At 44.5% G+C, this 24,938-nt stretch carries 18 protein-coding genes; 8 read left to right on the top strand and 10 right to left on the bottom strand.

Annotated elements, in window-relative coordinates:
- Positions 1–7 precede the first annotated feature (7 nt).
- From HC752_RS17715 to HC752_RS17725, 3 genes are all read right to left on the bottom strand, one after another.
- Positions 8–511, bottom strand: a complete 504-nt coding sequence (locus HC752_RS17715) for a GNAT family N-acetyltransferase (RefSeq protein WP_190336502.1) — start codon at positions 509–511, stop codon at positions 8–10.
- A gap of 144 nt (positions 512–655) precedes the next feature.
- Positions 656–3,094: a chitinase C-terminal domain-containing protein gene (locus HC752_RS17720; RefSeq protein WP_190336503.1), complete on the bottom strand. Its 2,439-nt coding sequence runs from the start codon at positions 3,092–3,094 to the stop codon at positions 656–658.
- A gap of 489 nt (positions 3,095–3,583) precedes the next feature.
- Complete coding sequence (locus HC752_RS17725) at positions 3,584–6,028, bottom strand: chitinase C-terminal domain-containing protein (protein WP_190336504.1); 2,445 nt, start codon at positions 6,026–6,028, stop codon at positions 3,584–3,586.
- Positions 6,029–6,459: 431 nt separating this feature from the next.
- Between HC752_RS17725 and HC752_RS17730 the strand changes: the two genes are divergently transcribed.
- A complete protein-coding gene (locus HC752_RS17730; RefSeq protein ID WP_190336505.1) occupies positions 6,460–6,774 on the top strand; it encodes a hypothetical protein in 315 nt (104 codons plus the stop codon).
- A 43-nt stretch (positions 6,775–6,817) separates the two neighbouring features.
- Positions 6,818–7,504 carry a helix-turn-helix transcriptional regulator gene (locus HC752_RS17735; RefSeq protein WP_190336506.1) on the top strand — a complete coding sequence of 229 codons (687 nt, stop codon included), beginning with the start codon at positions 6,818–6,820 and terminating at the stop codon, positions 7,502–7,504.
- 72 nt (positions 7,505–7,576) lie between these two features.
- On the opposite strand, the gene HC752_RS17740 is transcribed toward HC752_RS17735, so the two are convergent.
- Positions 7,577–7,849, bottom strand: coding sequence for a hypothetical protein (locus tag HC752_RS17740; RefSeq protein WP_190336507.1), 273 nt, complete (start codon positions 7,847–7,849; stop codon positions 7,577–7,579).
- 96 nt (positions 7,850–7,945) lie between these two features.
- On the opposite strand from HC752_RS17740, the gene HC752_RS17745 reads away from it, so the two are divergent.
- Positions 7,946–8,377: a nitrous oxide-stimulated promoter family protein gene (locus tag HC752_RS17745; protein WP_446751448.1), complete on the top strand. Its 432-nt coding sequence runs from the start codon at positions 7,946–7,948 to the stop codon at positions 8,375–8,377.
- Here HC752_RS17745 and HC752_RS17750 read toward each other — a convergent pair.
- A complete protein-coding gene (locus HC752_RS17750) occupies positions 8,366–9,646 on the bottom strand; it encodes an FAD-dependent oxidoreductase (RefSeq protein WP_190336508.1) in 1,281 nt (426 codons plus the stop codon). The two genes, HC752_RS17745 and HC752_RS17750, sit on opposite strands and share 12 nt — an antisense overlap.
- Positions 9,647–9,871: 225 nt before the next feature.
- On the bottom strand, positions 9,872–13,276 hold the full coding sequence (locus HC752_RS17755; protein ID WP_190336509.1) for a methyl-accepting chemotaxis protein: 3,405 nt from the start codon (positions 13,274–13,276) through the stop codon (positions 9,872–9,874).
- 457 nt (positions 13,277–13,733) lie between these two features.
- Here HC752_RS17755 and HC752_RS17760 point away from each other — a divergent pair, with 457 nt between their 5' ends.
- Positions 13,734–13,949, top strand: coding sequence for an HPr family phosphocarrier protein (locus HC752_RS17760; protein WP_190336510.1), 216 nt, complete (start codon positions 13,734–13,736; stop codon positions 13,947–13,949).
- A gap of 4 nt (positions 13,950–13,953) precedes the next feature.
- Positions 13,954–14,913: a 1-phosphofructokinase gene (pfkB, locus tag HC752_RS17765; protein ID WP_190336511.1), complete on the top strand. Its 960-nt coding sequence runs from the start codon at positions 13,954–13,956 to the stop codon at positions 14,911–14,913.
- A 34-nt stretch (positions 14,914–14,947) separates the two neighbouring features.
- Here the strand turns inward: pfkB and HC752_RS17770 are convergent, their stop codons facing one another.
- The 4 genes from HC752_RS17770 to HC752_RS17785 all read right to left on the bottom strand — a co-directional run bounded on the left by HC752_RS17770 (position 14,948) and on the right by HC752_RS17785 (position 19,584).
- Positions 14,948–15,964, bottom strand: coding sequence for a S1 family peptidase (locus tag HC752_RS17770; protein ID WP_190336512.1), 1,017 nt, complete (start codon positions 15,962–15,964; stop codon positions 14,948–14,950).
- Between the two features lie 339 nt (positions 15,965–16,303).
- On the bottom strand, positions 16,304–17,281 hold the full coding sequence (locus HC752_RS17775; protein ID WP_190336513.1) for a S1 family peptidase: 978 nt from the start codon (positions 17,279–17,281) through the stop codon (positions 16,304–16,306).
- Positions 17,282–17,465: 184 nt separating this feature from the next.
- A complete protein-coding gene (gene gcvT / locus HC752_RS17780) occupies positions 17,466–18,593 on the bottom strand; it encodes a glycine cleavage system aminomethyltransferase GcvT (protein ID WP_190336514.1) in 1,128 nt (375 codons plus the stop codon).
- Between the two features lie 367 nt (positions 18,594–18,960).
- Positions 18,961–19,584: a helix-turn-helix domain-containing protein gene (locus tag HC752_RS17785; protein WP_190336515.1), complete on the bottom strand. Its 624-nt coding sequence runs from the start codon at positions 19,582–19,584 to the stop codon at positions 18,961–18,963.
- Positions 19,585–20,078: 494 nt separating this feature from the next.
- Here HC752_RS17785 and HC752_RS17790 point away from each other — a divergent pair, with 494 nt between their 5' ends.
- The 3 genes from HC752_RS17790 (at position 20,079) to gcvP (ending at position 24,746) form a co-directional block, all read left to right on the top strand.
- On the top strand, positions 20,079–21,377 hold the full coding sequence (locus tag HC752_RS17790) for a serine hydroxymethyltransferase (protein WP_190336516.1): 1,299 nt from the start codon (positions 20,079–20,081) through the stop codon (positions 21,375–21,377).
- Positions 21,378–21,470: 93 nt separating this feature from the next.
- Positions 21,471–21,851 (top strand): glycine cleavage system protein GcvH, encoded by a 381-nt coding sequence (gene gcvH / locus HC752_RS17795; protein WP_190336517.1) that lies wholly within the window; start codon positions 21,471–21,473, stop codon positions 21,849–21,851.
- Positions 21,852–21,881: 30 nt separating this feature from the next.
- Complete coding sequence (gene gcvP / locus HC752_RS17800) at positions 21,882–24,746, top strand: aminomethyl-transferring glycine dehydrogenase (protein WP_190336518.1); 2,865 nt, start codon at positions 21,882–21,884, stop codon at positions 24,744–24,746.
- The last annotated feature ends 192 nt before the right edge of the window (positions 24,747–24,938 follow it).

Here is a 24,938-nt window from a genome sequence, read left to right on the forward strand (position 1 = left end):
CTTTTCCTCAATCCTTTTTATTATCACGATTTATATGTGATTCATCTCCGCTCGCAAGTTGATGTGCTCTTAGGTTTTTCGCAAAACAGACGCTCCTTGCCATCTCTTTAAACCCGACTGCATTATGACAAGCGATACTCGCAAGATTATTAATGTCTGAATCGCTTGCTATCCAATCAAAACCTTGACGTCGAGCCCAGCTTTCTGCTTGTCTCAACAGTTTTTTACCAAAGCCTTTTCCACGATAATCCAACTCGATAAACCACCCTTCTATGTAAGGAACCCCTCTAACTTCAATTCCTTCAGCATGGCTTCGGATGTTTAATTCAATAAAACCGACGATGTTATCTGCTTCATTCTCTAAAACAAACACCTCAACAATTTTAACACTGGTAAGGTCAAAAAAGGATTCTATATCCAGTTTGTGTACTAATAATTCACTTGGCCACAGTTCATTTCTTAGTATCGCCCATTCTTCTTTATCTTTGCGCTCTGCTCTTCTAACAATCACGATGTTTCCTTCTCGTGTATTTTCTACGGTACCAGTATTTACTGAATAGTATTAATCATAGCCTCTATTTGAGCCATTGGAGTGCATGTAAAAAAATGCGAGTGTAAAAACACTCGCATTTTATAGTTATGGATCGGTATCAAATTACTTCACTGAACACACTTTCGTCCAGCTTCCATCACTACCAGGAACAGATTTCGTCCACCAGTTTGCTTTGTAAACTGTGTTGTTGTGAACCATTTGGTCTCCAGTGTTCGCGTGGCTAGGGTTACCTGCCCAGTCAGTTTGAGGCCAGTTAGGGTAAACGTTAATACCTGTGGTGCTACACGTACCGTCACCCGGATTACCACCACCCGGATTGCCGCCGCCAACTAGGTCGCCTATTGGTAAATTAGGATGCTCAAACTTGAACGCATACTCTTTACCATTTACTTTCACGCTGTAGTTAGCAGGTCCTGAGATTGGTAGATAGTAAACCATATCAAGCTCGTAAATACCGCCAGCTGGCAGTGCTTTCCAGCTAGGTAAAGAGAAAGATACACGGTGCATTGGTCCGTCTAGACCGCCGATGTTGTTCGCACGAGTGTGACCAGAGGCAATCACTTTCAAACCACCCCCAGATTGATCTTTCGCGTTGTCTGGCGCTGAAACTGGGATATCAAACTGGAATTCTGTTCCACCCGGTATCTCAGTACCTGTATTGTTTGTAAACGTTATTTTTGGGTTAATTGGGTAGTTTTGGTCACCCACTTTGAAGCCACCGACACTCACTGTAATGTCAACCGCTTCAGCAGGTGTTGGAAGAACACCTACCTTATTCCCATATGGTGTTGCCGCTTGGAACTTGTCGTACATCGCTTTCGTCATGGTATTACCCATGTGGTACTCACCATTTCCTGAGTTACAAGCTTGTTCTGTTGTATCAATCGTTGTACGGTTTCCGTTTGCATCTAGCACGTAGCAGTTATAGTCACCCGCTAACTCCCAGAACATGATGCCACCGATTTCTTTTTCAATGACGTAGTCCGCTTTAACGTTGATAGAATCTTTGTCTTCTGTTGATAGGAATACGCTTTTCTGAGCATTCCACAGCCATGGAGCAACTGCGACGCTGTCGTAGTGACGTACGTAGTTACCTACAAATTTGTGGTCAGGATTGTTTACAGGATCGAGGTTGTACGCCGCAGCGTATGAGCCATAGATGCCTTTTTCTAGGTTTTTCGCGTGCCAGATTGGGTTAGAACCTGCTCCCATTTCAACACCATTGGCATCTTTATCGTGCCACATGTTGTCAATACCAGTGGCACCGTATCCACAGTTATTCTTATCACCTTCACCTGTACCAGGAGAACATTCAGATTGGTTAGGCAGAGGAGCTCGGCCCCAAAGCCCATTTTCGCCACCTGTTACACCTTGCCAACCACGTGAGTAGTATGGAACACCGATATTTATACGACCCGCTGGCATAGAACCACGGAAGTAATGGTAAGCCCAATCGGTATTCAAGTAACCAATACCACCATAAGCTGCCGTACCATATACGTTCCACTGAGCTAGCTCGGAATCCTTACCTGTGTCAAATAAAGCAGCATTGTGACCTACGTGATCATTCCATGCTCCGTGCAAGTCGTAAGACATAATATTTACGTAATCGAGGTACTTAGTGACGTCAAACGTTTCCATACCACGCAGCAGGTAACCGGAACTCGGTGCTGCAATCGTTAACATGTAATGGTTACCATCTTGTGCAGAAGCAGCATCCACTTTCTGACGAAGAACCTTCATTAGTTCTTGGTAGGAAGCCCAGAGGTATGCACGGCGAGGTTCCATGAACGCTTTATCATCTGGGTTACCTGCACCAGCCATTGATGTTGGGTACTCATAATCAATGTCTAAGCCATCGAACTTATACTTTCGCATCATTTCCACTGCAGACGTTGCAAACTTTTCAATGCCTGCATGGTTAATAGAACCGTCTGCGTTGGTCGTCATGGTGTAGAAACCACCATCTGCCACACGCTTTCCGTCTGCCCCAAAGTGACCACCTGTTTCAGCCCAACCGCCGATGGAGATCAACGTTTTAACTCCGTGCTTCTGTTTAGCCGTCGCAAGCGCACCGAAGTGACCTTTAAAGCCTAAAGCAGGGTCAATTTCAACACCCGGCCAAGTTTTGCCCACTGCGGCGTTATTTGGATCGTTAACATCACCAACATTCACTTTTCCGTCAGATCCGATGCTCACAAATGCATAGTTTATATGGGTCAACTGATCCCATGGAATATCCTTAACTAGGTATTGTGCCTGTGGATCATCACCAGCACGCCAGCTCGTGAAGTACCCGATAAGTCGTCTTGGGTGATCCGCACCCATTTTCTCACGACCTTCCTGGTCGTAAGTTGTACAATATGGTACTGCTACACCAGGGGTCTGATAAAGTCCATCTGGGCGGCAAGCTTCATGATCAACTGCTGTTGCAGCCGCTGCTGGGACAGAAAATGCGCTTAATGCCAACATGCACGAAGCAGCGATAGTGCTTAATGAGAAAAGGCTCTTTTTCTCATTAATTTGGTGCGATTGATTCATCTCTTTATCCTTAAATCTATTAGAAAGATCAAACTACTCAACACATCAAAACCTAGAATGCGTTGAAAAATAACCATAGATTGGACAAACGAATTCGGCACCTACAAAAGATATAAATTAAACAATGACTCGCAAACACATGTTAATTTTATGCAACAATGCGAATGGTATTTTTTAGCTGAAACTACATTTTAGCATAATCAAAAATAACGATTGATCTATATCAAAATCCATATTCCTTCTTAAATATGGCATTAATACAGACAAATACCCTAAATACTCCCATTAGAACAAAAGTTTGACTTGTACAAACTTGATACGAAACTCACAGAAATCTTGCAACATTTCATTTTCATTTGCTTTTTTTTTGCACTGCCAGTTTCTATCGCTTTACTTCTTTAAGCTGATCTTAACCTCTACAATAAGTGTCTATAAAAAAATGCGAGTGTAAAAACACTCGCATTTTTATAATTGTGGTTCAGTATCAAATTATTTTACTGTACACACTTTAATCCAGCTATCGTCACTGCCTGGAACCACATCTGTATGCCACTTCGCTTTATAGACTATGTTGTTGTGAATTATCTTGTCACCAGTTTTTGCGTGGTTTGGATTACCTGCCCAGTCACTTCTAGGCCAATTAGGGTAAACGTTGATGCCAGTTGTATCACAAGTACCGTCGTTAGGTTCACCTGGAACATTAGGGGTATCAGCACCGCCGTCAGCTAGATTACCAGTAGGTAGGTTCGGATGTTCAGACTTAAACGCATAATCCTTACCGTTAATTTTCACAGAGTAGTTAGCAGGACCAGAGATAGGTAGATAGTAAACCATTTCCATCTCGTAAGAACCGCCAGCTGGCAATGATTTCCATGTAGGTGTCGTTATAGATATTCGATGCATTGGTCCGTCTAGACCACCAATGTTGTTAGCACGGGTGTGACCAGAGGCAATCACTTTCAAAGCACCCCCATTAAAATCTTTCGCGGTGTCTGGCGCTGAAACTGGGATATCAAACTGGAACTCAGTACCCCCAGGCAATGCAATACCTGTATTGTTAGTAAACTTGATGTTCGGTGAGATTGGGTAGTTAGCGTCACCCACTGCAAAGTTGCCAATAGATACCGCAATATCTACCGCCTCGTCAGGCGTTGGAAGTACCGCTATCTTGTTGCCATAAGGTGTAGCAGCTTGCAGCTTTTCATACATGGTTTTCGTCATGGTGTCACCCATGTGGTATTCACCATTACCTGTCGCACACGCCTGTTCTGATGCATCAACTGTTGTACGGTTGCCATTTGCATCCAGTACATAACAGTTATAGTCACCCGCCAGTTCCCAGAACATGATACCGCCAATTTCTTTGTCGATAACATAATCCGCTTTCACGCTAATAGATTCTTGGTCTTCACTAGACAAGAATACTTTCTTTTCAGCATTCCAAAGCCAAGGCGCAATAGCAACGCTGTCGTAGTGACGTACATACTTACCTGTTATCTTATGCTCAGGGTTTGTTTGATCCAACTTGTAAGCTGAAGCGTATGAACCTAAAATGCCGTTCTCAAGGTTTTTCAAGTGCCAGATTGGGTTAGAACCTGCGCCGACCTCAACGCCTCTGTCATTTTTGTCGTGCCAAATATTATCGATGCCCGTTGCACCGTAGCCACAGTTGTTCTTCTCACCAATACCTGTACCTAGAGGACATTCAGCTTGGTTAGGAAGCGGTGCACGCCCCCAAAGACCGTTTTCACCACCTTTTACGTTTTGCCAGCCACGCGAGTAGAAGGGGAGTCCAATGTTGATACGACCTGCTGGCATTGAGCCACGGAAGTAGTGGTATGCCCAGTCTATATTGAGGGAACCGATGCCACCAAATTCAGGAGTGGTGTACACATCCCACATAGCAAGCTCTGTATCTTTGCCTGTGTCGTAAAGTGCAGCGTTATGACCAACATGTTCGTTCCAAGCACCATGCAAGTCATAAGACATGATGTTTACATAGTCTAGGTATTTAGTAACGTCGAATGTTTCCATACCACGTAGTAAGTAGCCTGATGCAGGTGCAGCGATAGTTAGCATGTAGTGGTGACTATCTTGCGCAGATGCCGCATCCACTTTATGACGAAGTACTTTCATCAGCTCTTGGTACGATGCCCACAAGTGCTTACGACGAGGTTCCATAAACTCTTTGTCGTATGGGTTACCTGCGCTAGACATTGATGTTGGGTATTCGTAATCAATATCTAAGCCATCAAATTTGTACTTACGCATCATTTCAACAGCAGAAGTAGCAAACTTTTCGATGCCAGCATGATTGATAGAACCATCAGCATTAGTCGTCATGGTGTAGAAGCCACCGTCGGCTACACGCTCACCATCGACACCGAAGTGACCGCCAGACTCCGCCCAACCACCGACGGAGATAAACGTTTTAACCCCGTGTTTTTTCTTCGCGGTCGCCAACGCGCCGAAATGTCCCTTAAAGCCTAGCGCAGGATCGACTTCTACACCTGGCCAAGTTTTACCCACGGCATCATTATTTGGATCGTTAATATCACCGATATTAGCCTTACCGTCAGATCCGATACTTACAAATGCATAGTTAATATGAGTCAACTGATCCCATGGAATATCTTTAACTAAGTACTGTGTTTGTTGGTCGTCATCACCACGCCAGCTAGAGAAATATCCGATAAGTCGTCTTGGGTGATCCGCTCCCATTTTTTCACGACCTTCTTGGTCGTAAACAGTACAATAAGGAACGGCTACACCAGGGGTCTGGTAAAGTCCGTCTGGTCGACAAGCTTCATGGTCAACTGCTGTTGCAGCCACCGCTTGGGCAGAAAATGCACTTAATGCCAACATACACGAAGCAGCGATAGTGCTTAATGAGAAATGCCCCCTTTTCTCATTAATTTGGTGCGATTGATTCATCTCTTTATCCTTAAAAATCTATTAGAAAGATCAAACTGCTCAACACATCAAAACCTAGAATGCGTTGAAAAATAACCATAGATTGGACAAACAGATTCGGCATCAACAAAAAATCCAAATTGAACAAAGACTCTCAAACACATGTTAAGTTTATGCAACAAGGTGAGTCATATTTTGTAGCAACAGCTAAATTTTATAACAGAACAAAGTATTATTAAATTTAGTTAAAAATTTATTTTTTATCGGCAAACTCAATTAAAACCAGAGTAATTAGCTAAATATTACAACTTATTCGAACATTTGATTTTCACAACTCTGACATATAATTAACGGTAAATTTGCAACATTTCACTTTCTTTTTGTTGTGCTGACAGATTCTGTCACTCTACTTTCTTAAGCTGTTTCTGAACTCAACAACAAGGAACACAATCATGGAACAAGTTCTCGAAACAGTGAATTACAAAGTACTAGACGGCGTGACTGAATCACAACTGCTAGCTGCATCAGATCAAATGACTGGCTTTTTACAACGTTCAGAAGGTTTTTTGTACCGTTCATTGAGCTACAATCCGCAAAGAAATACATGGACGGACACGGTATATTGGAAAAGTATGGATAATGCAAAAGCAGCATCAGAAGCATTTATGTCAGCCCCTGAAACACAGGATTATGCTTCAAAGATCGAAATGGATTCTGTAGAAATGCAGCATCAAATCATCAAGTCAAATACTGGCTGTACAATATAGCCAAGCTGTGTAACTTCCCTAGCTGTATGGATGCAATAGACACATGAGTAAATCTGAAAGACTGTTTGGGCTACTGACTTTACTACGCTCAAAGCGTTACGCTGTCACAGCAAAGCATCTCGCTGAGACAATGGAAGTCAGTGAAAGAACCATCTATCGAGATATTCAATCACTCATTTTGTCTGGTGTCCCAATAGAGGGGGAGGCGGGAGTTGGGTATCTTCTTAAGTCTGGCTCTCACCTTCCACCGCTTATGTTTAGTGAACATGAAATGATGGCACTTGAACTTGGGATGAGAATGGTAAGAGCATGGTCCGATAAGGAACTTGCTGATGCCAGTTTCTCGGCTTCGAGAAAAATCATGTCAGTGCTTCCCGATAGCCTTAAGCGTCAAGTTGAAGAATTTCCCCTTATTGTACCTGACTTCCATATTCAATCAGAAACAGCAGCGCGAAGCCAAATGTTACGTAATGCAACCAAAAATCAACGGATCGTAAAGATGAAGTATCAAGCAGAAAACGGTGATGTTTCGGAGCGATTTATACAGCCCCTAGGACAAATATTTTGGGGGAAAGTGTGGACACTGATTGCTTGGTGCGAGTTGCGAAATGCGTATCGTAATTTCAGGGTGGACAGAGTCATCGCGTTAGAAGTGTTAGACACACAATTCTCGACAAGTGCTACAAAATCACTCAAGCACTACATTGCTCAATACGCGCCACCAGACTAGTCACGCGTATCGGGTTTGCAAAACTAAATCGGATTTGCAGAACTAAATCGGATTTACAGACTTAAATGGTCTTTAGTTTTCGTCTAGCCAACTCATTTGTGGCAGTTCATCTAAATGTGCTTTGTATCTTTTTAAATTAAAAGGTTCTTCATTTTTCATTACGTCAAACACTTCTAACATTAACGCACACGCAATCATATCAATGGCGTCTTCGCGCGAACTTCCTGTCATCATAAGGCGCATCAAGGTCTCTTTCACTTTGATAGGATCACCGTCAGCGATTTGATTTTCGACAACTTCGCGAAGGTGTTCATCAGTCATTATTGCTTCTTGTTCGTTGCTCATTCTTCATCCTGCCAATTAAAAACAGGCAGAGTATAACGTCTGGTCCCGCAATAATCACTGAGACAATTGAAGAACATCAAAAGCGTCTTCGTTTGAATGGAATATTCTATAGGCGTCGAAGCCTATGTGAGAAAAACGATGAAAGGGAACAGTAACATTCTGCGCGGAAAACTGACCACAGAGTTCAAAACAGTCTCAGCGATGATTGGGATTCATTGCAAAGCGCACCATTCCCAGCCCTGCTCAAATTGCCAATCGCTAGAAAACTACGCCGAAACACGTCTGGATCGTTGCCCTTATGGTGAAAACAAGCCAACGTGTAACCGCTGCCCAATCCACTGTTACAAACCTGAACCCAAAGAAAAGATGAGGATCATCATGCGTTACTCTGGTCCCAGAATGTTGCTTCATCACCCTATATTGGCTATTCGACACCTCATCCATGAGAAACGAGACGTACCCAATTTACCGAAAACTAACGTGTCTAACCGACATTTGCGTTTGAAGCTCTCAACATTAACCCCTTAATTGATGATCCTGTTTGGAAATTCCACCAATATCTTGCGGCATGTTGCACCCATCTATTTTATCCGCCAAAAGTTGAGCAGACCCCGCTGCAAGCGTCCATCCATACATTCCATGCCCAGTGTTCACGAACAAATTGCTTGCACCCACTCTATCTATGATGGGCATGCTAGAAGGGGTGCATGGTCGGCTTCCTTCCCATTTTTCTAGTACCGTGTCGTAATCCGCGGCATCGGGAAACCTCATTTTGCATACCTTTAGAAGCTCATCGACTCGGTCGAACGCATTTTTTGGTGAGCTCCGAACAAAATCAGCAAACCCCGCGACTCTCACCTTATTGCCGATGCGGCCAATAACAAACTTATTGCTGATGTCGGTGATGCTGACCTCTGGCGAAGTGTTCACTGCGGGAAACGTCAAGCTGTAGCCTTTTACTGGGTATATGGATAACGAAACATTCAAGGGTATTAGCAGGGCATCGGATGCATGACCGGCTGCCATCACAACTTTGTCCACACTGATAGCACCTAAAGTCGTGCTGACCGCCTTGATGGTGTTCTGTTCAAGGTCCAATCCTGTTACTTCACAGCTAAATTTAATCGCAAATCTTTCTTGTTCGTTGAGGTGCTTAAGCATTGACTGACAGAAACGTTCTGCGTCTCCGATGTCATCCATATCGGAGTAAATTCCCCCTGCTAAGCTCGCGCTAATGGTCTTTAAAGCGGGCTCTTTATCCACACATTCCACAGCGCTTAGAATGTGTTGTTGATACCCCCACTCCGCCTTTCTTTTCACATTTTTTTTAGCACTATCTAATGCCGTTCGGCTTTCATACACAACGAGCTTTCCGCAAGGTCTAAAGTCAAAGACCACATCGGTTTCATTTTGAATACGATCCATGGCTTTTTTTGAATACAAGGATAAACGAAATAGGTTTTCGCTGTTCTTTTCTTCATTAAATGGCATGCCATGATAGAGAAATCTTGCAACCCATACGTTGAACTTAATGGACGGCTGCCATTGGAATTTAACTGCTCTATCCCGCCCTGCTAGCACTGAAGGAATGGTTTTAATCCAATTAAGAGATGCCATAGCATCCACGAATGTATAGCTTAATTGCGCACCATTTGCATGGCTTGTTCCGATAGCAACGGTGCTTTCCTTTTCCAACACCGTTACGTTATACCCTCGTTTTAGCAGCTCATATGCGGATGTAAGACCAATCACCCCTGCGCCTATGATCGCGATATGCTCCGAACCTTTTTCTGGCATTGAGTCCTACCTTGAGATTACTGACTATTAATGACACGCTATTAAGTCAATCTATGCTTATATTTAAGTAATCTCAATGAGCAAGATTCTGGCGTTTTGCCGGATAATTCAAGTCAGTAAAAAAACCTCCAACATGGGTTGGAGGCTTAAATCTTATCTGGTTCGGAAAAAGGGCTTTTGTTTCAAATTACCCAAACTTCAGAATGTTACTCAAACTTCAGAATGTTACCCAAGCTTCAGAATTTTCGCCTGACTCCCCTTACCTAGAGCTAATGGAGAGTGTTGACCACCACTCAGCCTAAAGAAATCCACTGTTTTTTCCATATTCCTAGCTTGTTCCGCCATCGATTCACTGGCAGCGGATGCCTCTTCTACCAGTGCCGCATTTTGCTGAGTCATCTGATCCATCTGAACAATCGCTGTATTAACCTGCCCAATACCTTCACTTTGTTCGCGTGCGGAGTCGGTAATTTCTTGCATCATGGCACTCACTTTTGAAACTGAAATCACAATTTCTTTTAGTGTCTCACCAGATTGATTCACGAGCTCAGTCCCCTCTTCCACCTTGGTTTGGCTATCACGTATCAGCTCCTTGATTTCTTTTGCTGCTTGCGAAGAGCGCTGTGCTAGGTTTCTAACTTCACCAGCAACCACAGCGAAGCCTCGTCCTTGCTCTCCTGCCCTTGCCGCTTCCACCGCAGCATTCAAGGCTAAAAGGTTAGTTTGGAAAGCGATTTCATCGATAACCCCAATGATTTCAGAAATCTCTTTGCTGGAACTGTTGATTTCTTTCATTGCCGATACTGCTTGGTCAACAACCTTACCGCCTTTTTCGGCTTGCAACTCGGCTTCTTTCGACAGCTCATTGGCATTTTCAGCACGCTTCGAGCTTTGTTTCACTGTGCCCGTCATTTGCTCCATACTGGCTGAGGTTTCTTCCAGATTAGAGGCTTGTGCTTCCGTTCGCTGGCTTAAGTCGGTATTGCCTTGTGCAATTTCATTCGCTCCTTGAGATATCAAATTTGCGGACGTCCTAATGCTGCTGATCACCTCAGTCAGTTTTTCAGCGGTGACATTGGTGTCCTCTTTAAGTTTGCCAAAAATTCCCTGATAGTCGTTGGTAATACGTGACGTTAAGTCCCCTTTCGCCATGGCGCCTAAGGTATTCATTACATCGTTCATCGCCACTTCAACGGTGCTGACTAAGTCATTTAGCCCCGAGCTCAAATTACCGAAGAACCCTTCTTTGCCCTCTGTATTGATTTTCTTACTTAAGTCGCCATTGGACGCTGCCATGACAATTTCATCGATTTCTTTTTCAATGTTGACTTCCGCAGTCCTATCGACCCACTCCACTACCGTGCCAATTCGTTTACCGTCCACCTCAATAGGATTTGAGGTCAGAGCAAAGATGCGGTTACCAATGTCTTCCACGGTACGATTGGTGCTTGTCAGCTGACTTAATATGTCTCGCTGCTGGATTGGGTTTTTGTAGAATTTCGCGATATCAATACCATGCAAACTGCCCAACTTAAATTCTGGTATCTGCTGTCTTATGTCTGACTCTGCCACTTGCATCATGTCTTCAAGCGCTTTGTTGGCATAGATAACTTTGAGTTCAGGGTCCGCAATCATTACGTTGCCAGACACACTATCGAGAGCGTATTTCACTCGTGCATTTTCTGAAGCCACGCGTGCTTTTTCACGTTCTTCCGCGAGCCAATCAGTACGATCATCCCACTCAACCACAGTACCAACACGTGTTCCGTTGACCGATACGGGGCTAGCCACGATTGCAAAGGTATGCCCACCCACTACAATTTCTTGCTCCAACGCATTGGTTAACGTGTCTAAGCGAGGCAAATACTGGGTAAAGGCGTGGAAGTACTTGTCTATTTTTTGACCGTTAATATTTTTAACATCAAAATCTCTTACTTCACTGCGTATATCCCTAGCCGCCTCTTCCATCATCAACCTAACGGCATTATTCATATAGATGACGTCATACTTGGTATCTACGATCATCACTTTGCCTGAAGAGCCGTCTAGAGCGTACTTCACACGAGCATTTTCAGAAGCCACACGCGCTTTTTCATGTTCCTGCGCAAGATAATCTGTACGATCGTCCCACTCGATAACCGTTCCGACTCTTTGATTATCAACAATAACGGGGCTTGCGACTAAGGAGAAGGTTCGCCCTCCAATTTCCAGTTCATCCTTACAGGTTTGCGTTAAGTGATCGAAGGTTGTTTTTTTCTCACTAAAGTACCTGAGATGGTTATCGATGGGATCGCCCATCAAAGATTGATGATCAAATCCCGAAACGTCTTTTTGAATATCCGACTCGGCTTCTTTCAGCATACTCAAGATAGAATCATTCATATAGATAACGTTATAGTTGCGATCAACAATCATCACGTTAGAACTGGCATTATCCAGTGCGTTTTTAATCCGTGCATTTGTGCTGGCTATTCTGCGTTCTTCTTTCTCTTTTTCTCGACCAATGCGCAAGCTATCACGCATTTTCAGCATGGATAAAAACACACCTTCGGGTTTACGATCGCTGTATTTCTCGTCGAGTTCACCGCGAGAAATCGCGTTCGCAATTTGTGCCAATTCATTCGGGTCTTTACCCAATTGACGTGTAACGACTTTGGTTAGCACGAAGACAATCCCAATACTTATCAATAGCGCAGCAATAAACACAATGACAATCGTTGCCACCGCGTTATCATTTTTCGCTTTAACTACTGGTCCGAGTCTATCCTGATCGGTCTTAATCGACAGTTTCAAATCTTCAACCAATTTGGCAAACTTCGGACCAATAACATCAAGCGTATTTCTCACTTTGTCATTTCGATCAACAATGATACTGACGACACTTTCAAAAGCCGTCATGTATTCTTTCTCCAACGATGACGTTTCTGAAACCAACGCAAGATCAGAAGATGAATCGATCAACTCGCGCACCTGTTGGATTTCTTTATCAAAGTTTTTGAATTCCAAGCGCACTCTTTCCGAGGAAGCCAACTCATTGTTTTCTAGATATTTAATGACATACAAACGCCCAAGCAATAAGTTACGCATCGCTAAGCCAGTGCGATACGCAAGTGCCGTGTTGGCATTCTCAGATGCACTTAGCATCAAATCGGTCAGGTTTTTCTCCATTTTGTGTCCGTGAACATTCAGTACATCGTTCACCAGCTCATCACGTTCGGCTCGATAGCGCTTGATCACATCGAACGTTTCACTGTAAATGTGAATCTCTTTATGAAGCTCTTTAACCATTGCAGCCCTTTCAGGCTTATCGATATCTTTATCAGCGACTTCTAAGAGTCTTTCAACCTCTTTAAGGTAATCGTTGTACTCTTCTATATCCTTTTGACTTCCGGTAAGTAAGAAGTCCTTTAAGTTCATTCTTACCATCAACATGTTCGATTGGAGAATGCCGGCAAGGTTGCTGTCTCTTGCCAACTCACGATAATTCTTAAAGCCATCTGACGCTGTTGTTAAAGCCAAGTACGAAGTAAGCCCAATGATAGCCAAAGTCAGCAAAACAACGGCAAATGCCGCAATCAGCTTGGCTTTGAGCGTCTTCAACAACTGCAAAGATCTCGTTGCGTTTTCCATTATTATTCTTCCCTAGTTGGTTTTGGGGATAAGAAACCTTGCGATAGGAAAAAAGTATAGAACTCAACGTTCGGCAAGAATCACACTTTGTCTTAATATGATTTGGGAAGAATTAAAGTGGAACTTGCTGAATATGAAGAAAAAAAATATGACATGGGTAATCACACCGCTAAAATACCGCGGATTTGAGATGAAATACGAGACAAAATTTTTATTTTATAAACAGCTCATAAGTGAGAACCAGATCACCTTATAGGGAAATCATTCTCGCTTTTGCGCTCTATTTTATGAAAAAGAACAGATTCGCCACAAAAAGAGGTGGAGTACGGACAAGGTGTGCGAATAGCGAGTTCTCGCAAAAGTGTGCTAAATACTGCGCTCTCATTGGTAACGGTGAAGGATGCCTGTACCTTTCTCGGTAAGGAATATGTATGGGTTGCACGCTCGATAAGATGCCATGTTGATCACAGAAGCTAAGAAGTTTGAATCGATGATAAAAGTTGAAAACCTTAATGGTAACGAAAACCCCGCTCACGCCAAAAGCCGAATAGAAGTGATTACCTTGGGCGTAACACGTGGCAATGAATTGGCATTCACCGATTTGGGATCCGAAGCCCAGCAATCACTAGATGCCATTGGTGTCGTGATTGAATCAAGCTTAGGTCAAGGATAATTGGATGAAAAATATAGTCACCGTTACCCTAAATCCAGCGCTCGATTTAACTGGAACGCTGGATACACTCAATCAGGGCAGTGTCAGCTTGGTCAATGAAAGTGCGTTTCACGCCGCTGGCAAAGGTGTCAATGTCGCGCGTGTGCTCAAAGAACTTGGCGCAAAGGTAACCGTGACAGGCTTCTTGGGCAAAGAGAACCAAGAAATGTTTTGTCGGCTTTTCGATCACATGAATGTGAATGACCAATTCATCCGAGTAAAGGGCGCAACCCGCATCAATGTAAAGCTCGTAGAGCGCAATAAGTCCATCAGCGACATCAACTTCCCGGGTGTCACTGTTACAAAAGAAGATAAACGTCGTTTTGAAAACAAGATGTTAGAACTCGCGAAAAACCACGACTTATTTGTTCTCGCGGGCAGTTTGCCACGTGGTATCACTCCGCTTGAGTGCGCAAACTGGATAAAAGTGCTCACCAAGCTTGGTAAGAAAGTCGTGTTCGATAGCAGCCGTGAAGCATTATTTCATGGTATTCAGTCCACCCCTTGGCTCATCAAACCTAATGAAGAAGAATTGGGGTACTTGGTTAACCAGCGCCTTTCAAGTATTGAGGCGTGCATAGAAGCCTCTACCACTCTTGATGTGCGTTTTAAAAATTCACAACCTATTGAAAATATGGTTATTTCTATGGGTAACAAAGGGGTTCTTTGGCGAAGAGACGATCACTGGCTGCACGCCAAACCACCCAAAGTAGACATTGTGAGTACCGTTGGTGCCGGAGACACACTGGTAGCTGGAATGTGTTGGGGTCACCTAAATCACTGGGGCGATGAACAGACCCTATCATTCGCGACAGCTTTATCCGCGCTAGCGGTTTCACAAGTCGGTGTTGGGGGTTTCGCTCTCAACAAAGTATCGGCACTGCAACACCGCATACAGATAAGGGAAATCTCCAAGACCTTTTGAAGCGATCTTTGTCCTTTAATGACAAAGCACTTACTTAAAATGACTCGGTTTGGGATCTCACTTGCTGCCTCCCAAAGGCAGCCATCAGTAACAACATCATAACTAACAGGCCTACGCTGCCTGCTTTTGAAGTCGGGTTGCTTGTTTCTTCCGTTTCTGGCTCGGATTTGGGCACGAGCACTTCCGAAGTCGATCCATTGACCGAGTATTTGGGCGTTTCGTTCCCAGCTAGTACGCTGTTTATCCATGGAACATAATCTAGCACCTCAGTAAACACCCCATGTACCGAGACTGATGGGTTGCCGCATACGCTAGGACCAAAACTTGCGATACCGATTTGAATGTACTTGCCACCATCAAACCATAATAGTGGCCCGCCGGAGTCCCCCTGACAGATAGCCCCATACAACCCCGTTGTGGCATTGTAGTTGCCTTGAGTACAGAGGTGCCCTTCTTGCACGGAAGCAAATGAGGTACAGGTCACTTGGTCAACGTAATTCAACGTCACCTGAAGTAGGTGATCGGAACTGTCGTAGCTGGATTGGGTATTCCCATGCCCAACCGCTTGGAACGTTGCCCCGTTGATTCGGTAATTTGCAACATCATCACTAACAGGCAATGGAACAAATTGAGAAGAGGAAACGCCTTGGATCGCATACTCCAGTTCGATGATGGCGATGTCGTTCCGCCATAGATAGTTTGAGCTATCTTGGTAATCGTCTCGATAGTAAAAAGATTTCGCTGGTATTTTCTGAGCACTACTAAAATCGCCCTCGCGCTCTAACTGCAATACGACAGTTGTGTATTTGTTGTAATAATTATCTTGGACGCAATGCGCTGCTGTCATTACGTGTTGCGCGTCTAGAATGGTTGCCCCACAGTAGTTACCGTAGTAACCGTAATCTTCACGTCTGTCGTAGTAAAGGCTTGCCATATACGGATAAGAGGAAATGTAAGCGTTGTTTCCGTTAACAATCGTTGGTGAAATGTGCTGTGCACTTACTGCGTATTGAGCTGAAAAAATAAATATGAAAAACAATACATTGCGCATCGAACTCTCCCCATCAAACATCCAAAGATATTTAAGTTCTATAGAAATAGTAGGAGAGATTTAAGTTAATTGGCTTAATTTAAATGAGTATTACCCATCACCAATGAGTTAACCTATCGATCACACACCAATAATTCATTGCTTACTTTTCCATTTTCGACAAGTTATTCATTCACCTCAACACTCAAAAAGAGCCCATTATGAAAGCCACACTTTCAGTAGTTAACGTTTTTCTAATGCATTACTCACGTTTGCGAGTCACTCCCGCCAGAATCAATAGCACTATTAAAAGCCAATCGTCGAACCATCACTTTTACCAGTCTCTATGCCCAAACTGTATTATCTGATGCTCACTCTTCTTCTACGCAAATAACCCATAAAACAAATCGCAGCCAACGAATATAAACCAAACGACGATCCTGAGCTGCCAGTCGTTTCGTCAAAATAAGCAAGCCTTTTGGCATGAGTTGACGTATATGTAGGGTTTACTGAACCCGACAACACTTTGTCTATCCAGCTCGCATGCTCGTACAAATCGGTATATACAGTTGTAACTTGTGAATGAACACCACATATTGTATTTCCGAAACTTGTTACCCCAACCTGAATATTGTTGTTGCCGTCTTTAATGTACACAGGACCACCCGAGTCCCCACGACAAGCACCATTATGCAGCCCTGTATTGGGATTACGTGCGCCAGTCATACAAAGGTAAGAACTATCAACGTTACTGTGAGCCAAGCTACAGGTAGCCGTATCGACAAAACTTAGGTCTGTTTTCTGAAGCATGTTGCTCTCTGTTTCGCTCGAGCTATCTGTTATACCGTGACCAACCGTTACAAATAAATTGGACGATGTTACCGCGTAGTTTTTATTAGATGGACGCTTGATGGCTACATTATTTACATCAATATTCCGAGGTGACTCAAGCTTTAAAATCGCGATATCGTGCTTCAAAGTCGGGCTATCCCAATTTGGATGAATATAAATTTCACTCACCTGATACCGGGATACATTAGAGGGATAATCTGTTTTGTATTGAAGTTGGGGAACAACTTTAGTGAACAGCTGAACATCTGCCCGATCACCAACACAGTGTGCTGCCGTTAATACATAGTTCGCATTCAGTGTTGTTCCACCACAATACAAGCTTCCATACTGTTGGTTATACTCAAACGCATCAAGGTACAAGTTAACAATTGAGGGGAAGTCCTGAGTCGAGGCATATGTTCCGTTAATTATAAATGGACTAACAGTAATCGACGCTACACTGGCAAATGGCAGAATCGCAAGTAATGTAATCACAGACCTAGTCATATTGTTTCTCTCGTTCGATATTTCTCAAATGTCCTTTTGAGCATCACTCTATCGAATAATGGACATCAATTCTATTCATCAGATCAATATACTTGATACCTCAAATGTAATTAGTTGTAAGTATGGATATAAAAAAACAGCCACTCCGTAAAGAATAGCTGCTCAAATTCTGGTTTAAGATGCGTTAGCCGCGATAATAGCGCTGCGGTACAAACGGCATTTTCTCGACAGTCATTGCCAGTTTTTTGCCTCGTACTTCAGCAAATACTTCAGTACCAATCGCGGCAAACTCTGCCTTTACATACCCCATAGAGACTGGCTTACCCGCTGTAGGGCCTGCTGTACCACTGGTTACGATACCAATTTCATTGTCGTCAGCATCAAAAAGTTTTGCGCCTTCACGCACAGGGGCTTTGGTTTGACCAATTAAACCAATGCGTTTACGAGACACCTCTTTCGTCGCGATTTGATCAAGGATAATCTCTGCGCCTGGGAAACCGCCAGCGCGCTCACCCTCTGCACGGCGAACTTTTTGAATACCCCATAGTAAGCTTGCCTCAACAGGTGTCGTCGTTGTGTCTAGATCGTGACCGTACAGACACAGACCACACTCCAAACGCAATGAATCACGTGCACCAAGACCAATCCACTCCACTTCAGAGAATTCAGTTAGAGCGCGGGCTAATTCTTCCGCTTTATCTGCTGATACAGAGATTTCGTAACCATCTTCGCCCGTGTAGCCAGAACGGCTTACCAAGCATTTTTCACCCAAAATTTCAATTTCTCGGGCATCCATAAACACCATGTCAGACACATCTGGTGCGATGCGCGCAAGTACTGCGGCAGCCTTAGGACCTTGTAGCGCAAGCAAAGCACGATCTTCAATGACTTCTAATTCAACCGATCCCGGCAAGTTTGCACGCAGATGGGCAATGTCCTGCTCTTTACACGCCGCATTAACGACCACAAATAGATGATCACCGAAATTTGCCACCATTAGGTCATCCATAATGCCGCCATCCTCATTAGTGAAGAATGCGTAGCGCTGGTTACCTACTGGAAGGTCAATAATATCAACCGGAACCAGCGCTTCTAATGCCTTTGCGGCATCGGCACCGTGAAGCTTCAGTTGCCCCATGTGTGATACATCGAACAAGCCAGCCGCATCACGTGTATGCAAATGCTCTTTCTTCACACCCAGTGGGTACTGAACAGGCATATCGTATCCGGCGAACGGCACCATTTTCGCGCCGACTTCAACATGAAGTGCGTGCAGTGGGGTTTTCAGTAATTCAGTCATCGTATTCTCCATATCGCCAAGTCCTGGCTGACTTCGTCGACGTTTAAAACTGGCCTAAAGGGCAACGGTTCGTTTCCCTATTTATAAAAAACAAAGACAGCCGATGGCGCTTTACCATCAAATACTGTCTTTTCCCTTTGCAAAGACACAAAGATGTTTCTACAAAGTTAAGATTTGTTTCCAATAGTAGATAAAGTTGACTTGGTTTTAAACCGTTCAGGCACATAAGATCCGTAAATTTGTGATATTTCACAACTTTGTTACATCATACGTTGGTTTGTTTTTTGGGCATTTACTGTGAAATATCGTATTAAATTAGGCAGTTATGAACGCAAAGCAAACGTTTGCCTTCACTATAAGAAACTTAGTCAAATGAGCGTTATTTTGCCGTTACCCATAAAATTTGGGCGTCTTCATCGCTGGTTGAGACTAACATATGTCCCATATTTGCGTCATAGTAAACGCTATCACCGACTGTCATCGAAACGGGTTCGTAGAACTCAGAATAGAACAAAACATCGCCTTCCAAAATCAATAAAAATTCTTCTCCATCATGGCGAATCCAATCTTTGTAGTCTTCAAAACTCCTCGCACGTATGCGGCTTTTGAAAGGCATCATTTTTTTATTAGAAAGTTGAGTTGCCAGTAGCTCATGTTCGTAAGTTGGCGTTGGATGCGGTTTTCCCTCTCCAGATCGTGTCATGTCTCGCCTACCTGTTGCCACTTTTTTTCTTGGTGGTTCAAACAGTTGAGGCATATCTATGCGCAAACCATTGGTCAATTTTTGCATGGCTTGGAACGTAGGAGAAATTTGTTCATTTTCTATTTTAGAAAGCGTTGATCGAGCAAGCCCAGTGCGCTTACTGGCATCTTCCAAAGTAAGACCAAGCTTCATCCGAATTTCTTTTAAGCGCTTTCCCAGTTTCAACGGTTCAATATTCTCGTCTTGGGGTTCCTTTGCAAGCGTTACAGATGGGTACTCATCATAGATGTCTTCAGGCATGCATCCCTCTTATTTCCATACTTCCTAGTGTTGTTCTTTTATTGTGCACACAGACACGTGAACATGAAAGTAGTCAAATGAAATTAATCAGTGCGCTATGTATCAAAACAGGAAAACATATTTCCAATAGGAAATTTTTGATTGATTGTCATCTCAACTAACGTTATGTTACAGCCTTGTTAGATGGGAAACTTTCTCGCACATTTCTAACGCATTATGTAATAGACCATTTACATACAAAAAACACTGCCATTCGAGTGCAACTTACCCTACAATCCGCACCGAAAAAGCAAACGTTTGGCTGAGGCATCCTATGAGATTGAATCAACCAATCCTGTTACGTAGTAAGCGGCGGAAATGAGAAGTTCACAGACTCGCACTGTTTTGGCTTCATAAAGCAAGCCATTTCAGAGAAACAAAGGAAGCCTGGCTTTAATGAAAGAACACGGTCAATTTAGAGCCGTAGTAGCCAGACAAATGGAAGGTTATCTGCCATGAACAACAAATCTTACCAAAATCACCGCCTTGAGAACTTCTTCTCTACTAACCTCTCTGCCACAGACGATGCCGTTTTTGCTGGAATCCAAGCGGAAAACGCACGTCAGAATGACCAAATAGAGCTTATCGCATCCGAAAACATCGTATCCAAAGCGGTGATGCAAGCCCAAGGCACATGCTTAACAAATAAGTACGCAGAAGGGTATCCAGGTCGTCGTTACTACGGTGGTTGTGAACACGTAGACACCGTAGAAACCATTGCTATTGAACGTGCAAAGAAATTGTTCAACTGCGAATACGCCAACGTTCAGCCGCACTCTGGTGCTCAAGCAAATGGTGCAGTGAAGTTGGCATTGCTTCAACCAGGAGACACCATTTTAGGTATGTCTCTTGATGCGGGGGGACACCTAACACACGGTGCACGCCCTGCCCTTTCAGGTAAATGGTTTAACGCCGTTCAATATGGCGTAGACAAAGAAACATTAGAAATCAATTACGATGATGTTCTTGCGCTGGCAAAAGAACACCGACCCAAAATGATCATTGCGGGCGGCAGTGCTATCCCACGAGTGATTGATTTCGCTAAATTCCGCGACATTGCGGACGAGGTTGGCGCCATCCTGATGGTGGATATGGCACACATCGCCGGCCTTATCGCAACCGGTGCTCACCCGAGCCCATTACCTCATGCTCACGTTGTAACAACAACGACGCACAAAACACTTCGTGGACCTCGTGGTGGCATGATTCTCACCAATCACGAAGACATCATCAAAAAAATCAACTCCGCAGTATTTCCTGGATTGCAAGGTGGCCCTTTAATGCATGTGATCGCTGCCAAAGCGGTCGCGTTCGGCGAAGCATTAGGTCCAGAATTCAAGACTTACATCGATACTGTGGTAAGTAACGCAAAAGTTTTAGCCGAAGTATTGCAAAATCGTGGCTGTGACATCGTGACCAATGGCACCGACACGCACCTAATGCTGGTTGACCTTCGTCCTAAAGGGTTGAAAGGAAACCAAACAGAAGAAGCGTTGGAACGTGCAGGCATCACATGCAACAAAAACGGCATACCATTCGATTCAGAGAAGCCTATGATTACATCAGGCATTCGCTTAGGTACGCCTGCCGGAACAAGCCGCGGTTTCGGAAATGAAGAATTTAAACTGATCGGAGAGTGGATTGGCGATGTGCTGGATGGCTTAGTAGAAAGCCCTGAAGGCAACGCAGACGTTGAACAACGCGTTAAAAAGCAAGTGAAAGACCTCTGCAGTCGCTTCCCACTTTATCTATAAAATAACTAGGGTCAACGGATCTTTCGGGATGGGAATCACCACGAAAGGTCAACAGACCCTATACATAACCTGGGAATTTTTGGAGACAAATCAATGGACAATACACTGAAGTTTGCTGATAGCCACGAGTGGGTGAAAGATAATGGTGACGGCACTGTTACTATCGGTATCTCAGAGCACGCTCAGCAGATGCTTGGCGATGTCGTATTCGTAGACCTGCCAGAAGCAGGCGACAGCATTGAAGCGGGCGAAAGCTTTTCATTAGTCGAGTCAGTAAAGGCCGCATCAGACATTTACGCCCCTATTACTGGTGAAATTGTTGAAATCAATGAAGAGCTAGAAGACAGCCCAGAACTGATTAACGAAGAACCGTATGAAGGCGGTTGGATCGTAAAAGTGAAGCTAGAAGACGCTTCAGAACTGGACAACCTGAAAGATTCGGAAGAGTACCTTAACGGTCTTGAAGACGAATAAATAATCGACGAGTCGCGGTAGATAGAGATTATGACAGAGTTACTTCACAACCTAAGCACGGACAGCGAGTTTATTGCGCGCCACAACGGCCCAAATAAATCAGAGCAACAACGCATGCTGGATGTCGTTAATGCATCTAGCTTGGACGCCCTGATTAAAGAAACCGTACCTGCACAAATTCGCCTTGAGTCACCAATGGGTGATGATGCTCCAATGAGCGAAGCAGACATGCTTCTGGCGATGAAACAATTTGCCAACCAAAACCAGATCAAGCGTACTTTCATTGGCCAAGGTTACTACAATACCTTCACGCCAAACGTGATTTTACGTAACGTACTGGAAAACCCAGGTTGGTACACGGCTTACACCCCTTACCAACCTGAAATTTCTCAGGGTCGTCTTGAAGCATTGTTGAACTATCAGCAAATGGTGATGGATCTGACGGGTATGGAAATTGCCAACGCTTCCCTACTGGACGAAGCAACCGCCGCCGCTGAAGCCATGACCTTGTGTAAGCGTGCAGGAAAAAGCAAAAGCAACGTGTTCTTCGTCGCTGACGACGTGCACCCTCAAACGCTTGCGGTAGTGAAAACTCGTGCCGAGTTTATTGGTTTTGACGTGATTACCGGCGCTGCCGAATCTCTGCCAGAGCACGATGTATTTGGTGCTCTGATTCAATATCCGGGCACAACTGGTGAAGTATGTGACTTAAGCGATATCATCGCTAAAGCACAAGCCAATAAAACGCTTGTTACGGTTGCAACTGATCTCTTGGCTTGTGCCCTGTTAAAACCGGCTGGAGAAATGGGCGCTGATGTGGCTATCGGCAGTGCACAGCGTTTCGGTGTTCCTATGGGATACGGTGGTCCTCACGCGGCATTCATGGCCACTCGCGACAAGCACAAACGTACCATGCCGGGCCGTGTTATCGGTGTTTCCATCGATTCAAAAGGCAACCAAGCCCTGCGTATGGCAATGCAAACTCGCGAGCAGCATATCCGCCGCGAAAAAGCGACATCGAACATCTGTACCGCTCAGGCGCTACTTGCGAACATGGCTTCTTTCTTCGCTGTATATCACGGTGCAGAAGGCTTACGTACCATTGCTCGCCGTACCCACCACATGACGGCCATCCTAGCCGCTGGTCTAACAAAAGCGGGATACGAACTTGCTCATAACAGCTTCTTCGATACCATCACGCTAAACACAGGCGACAAAACGGCTGCATTGCTTGAAAAAGCACAACAAGCCGACATCAACCTGCGTAAGCTTAATAGCCAAATCGGCATTAGCCTAGATGAGACCACCACAACTCAAGACATAGAAACACTATTTGGTGTTTTCGGTGTTGAAGAGAAAGTGGAAACGTTATCGGCTGAAATTGAAAGCAACGAGTTCGCGGCCATTCCTGAAGTGTGTCGTCGCGAATCTGAATACCTAACTCATCCAGTGTTCAATACGCACCACAGCGAAACGCAAATGATGCGTTACCTAAAGCAGCTAGAGAACAAAGACTTCTCACTGACTCACGGCATGATCCCGCTGGGCAGTTGTACAATGAAACTGAACGCCGCCGCAGAAATGATTCCTGTCACTTGGCCTGAATTCGGTGCGATTCACCCATTCGCTCCACTAGACCAAGCCGCTGGTTACGCAGCACTTGCACAAGACCTTAAAAAGAAACTGTGCGAAATCACTGGCTACGACGAGTTTTCTTTGCAACCGAACTCGGGTGCATCGGGCGAATACGCCGGTCTTATCGCGATTCAGCGCTACCATGCTAGCCGTGGCGAAAGTCACCGTAACGTCTGCTTGATCCCAAGTTCAGCACACGGCACCAACCCTGCTACAGCTTCCATGATGTCGATGAAAGTCGTGATCGTAAAATGTGACGACAATGGCAACATCGCAATGGATGACCTAGCCGCGAAGATCGAGAAGCACAGAGACAACCTTTCAAGCATCATGATCACCTACCCTTCTACGCACGGCGTATACGAAGAGCAAGTGAAAGAAGTGTGCGAAATGGTTCACGAAGCGGGCGGCCAAGTTTATCTAGACGGCGCGAACATGAATGCGCAGGTAGGTCTTACTTCTCCGGGCTTCATTGGTTCCGATGTTTCTCACTTGAACTTGCACAAAACCTTCTGTATTCCGCACGGCGGCGGTGGCCCAGGTATGGGGCCTATCGGTGTGAAATCGCACCTAGCGCCTTTCTTACCGGGTCATATTGAAAATGGTGTACAAGGTGAAGACTACGCAGTATCCGCAGCCGATTTAGGCAGCGCATCGATTCTTCCGATCTCTTGGGCTTACATCGCGATGATGGGCACACAAGGTCTAACGGAAGCAACGAAACTGGCGATTCTAAACGCAAACTACATCATGGAGCGCTTGCGTTCTCACTACCCTGTTCTTTACCGTGGCACCAACGGCCGCGTAGCACACGAATGTATTATTGATATTCGCCCGCTGAAAGAAGAAACGGGTATCAGTGAAGAAGACATCGCAAAACGCTTGATGGACTACGGCTTCCACGCGCCAACCATGTCGTTCCCAGTGGCGGGTACACTTATGGTTGAGCCAACTGAATCTGAAGACTTGGCTGAGCTAGACCGTTTCTGTAACGCAATGATCGCCATCCGTGATGAAATGGCAAAAGTGAAAGACGGCGAATGGCCACTGGACAACAACCCATTGGTTAATGCCCCTCACACTCAAGCAGACCTGTCTGAAGCAGAATGGAACCGCCCTTACTCTCGCGAGCTAGCGTGCTTCCCATCTGCGCAAGCAAAAGCATCGAAATACTGGCCAACGGTTAACCGCGTAGACAACGTTTACGGCGACCGTAACCTAATTTGCTCTTGCCCAAGTATTGAGAGTTACGAAGATTAATTTTTAGGATTCAGTAAGAACTTTAAAGGCGAACCGGATGGTTCGCCTTTCTCATTCTAAACCTCATATCCCCAGTCACCTATCATCATGTCGGTCAACACGAGATGACTTAAATTTTTTGTTTCTGGTTTGTAGTACTCGGTTTGTTTTTATAAACCTAACAGATTGTAAATACCGTATGGGCTAGATCAA

It is taken from the genome of Vibrio sp. S9_S30 (assembly GCF_014694455.1).
Taxonomy (GTDB): domain Bacteria; phylum Pseudomonadota; class Gammaproteobacteria; order Enterobacterales; family Vibrionaceae; genus Vibrio.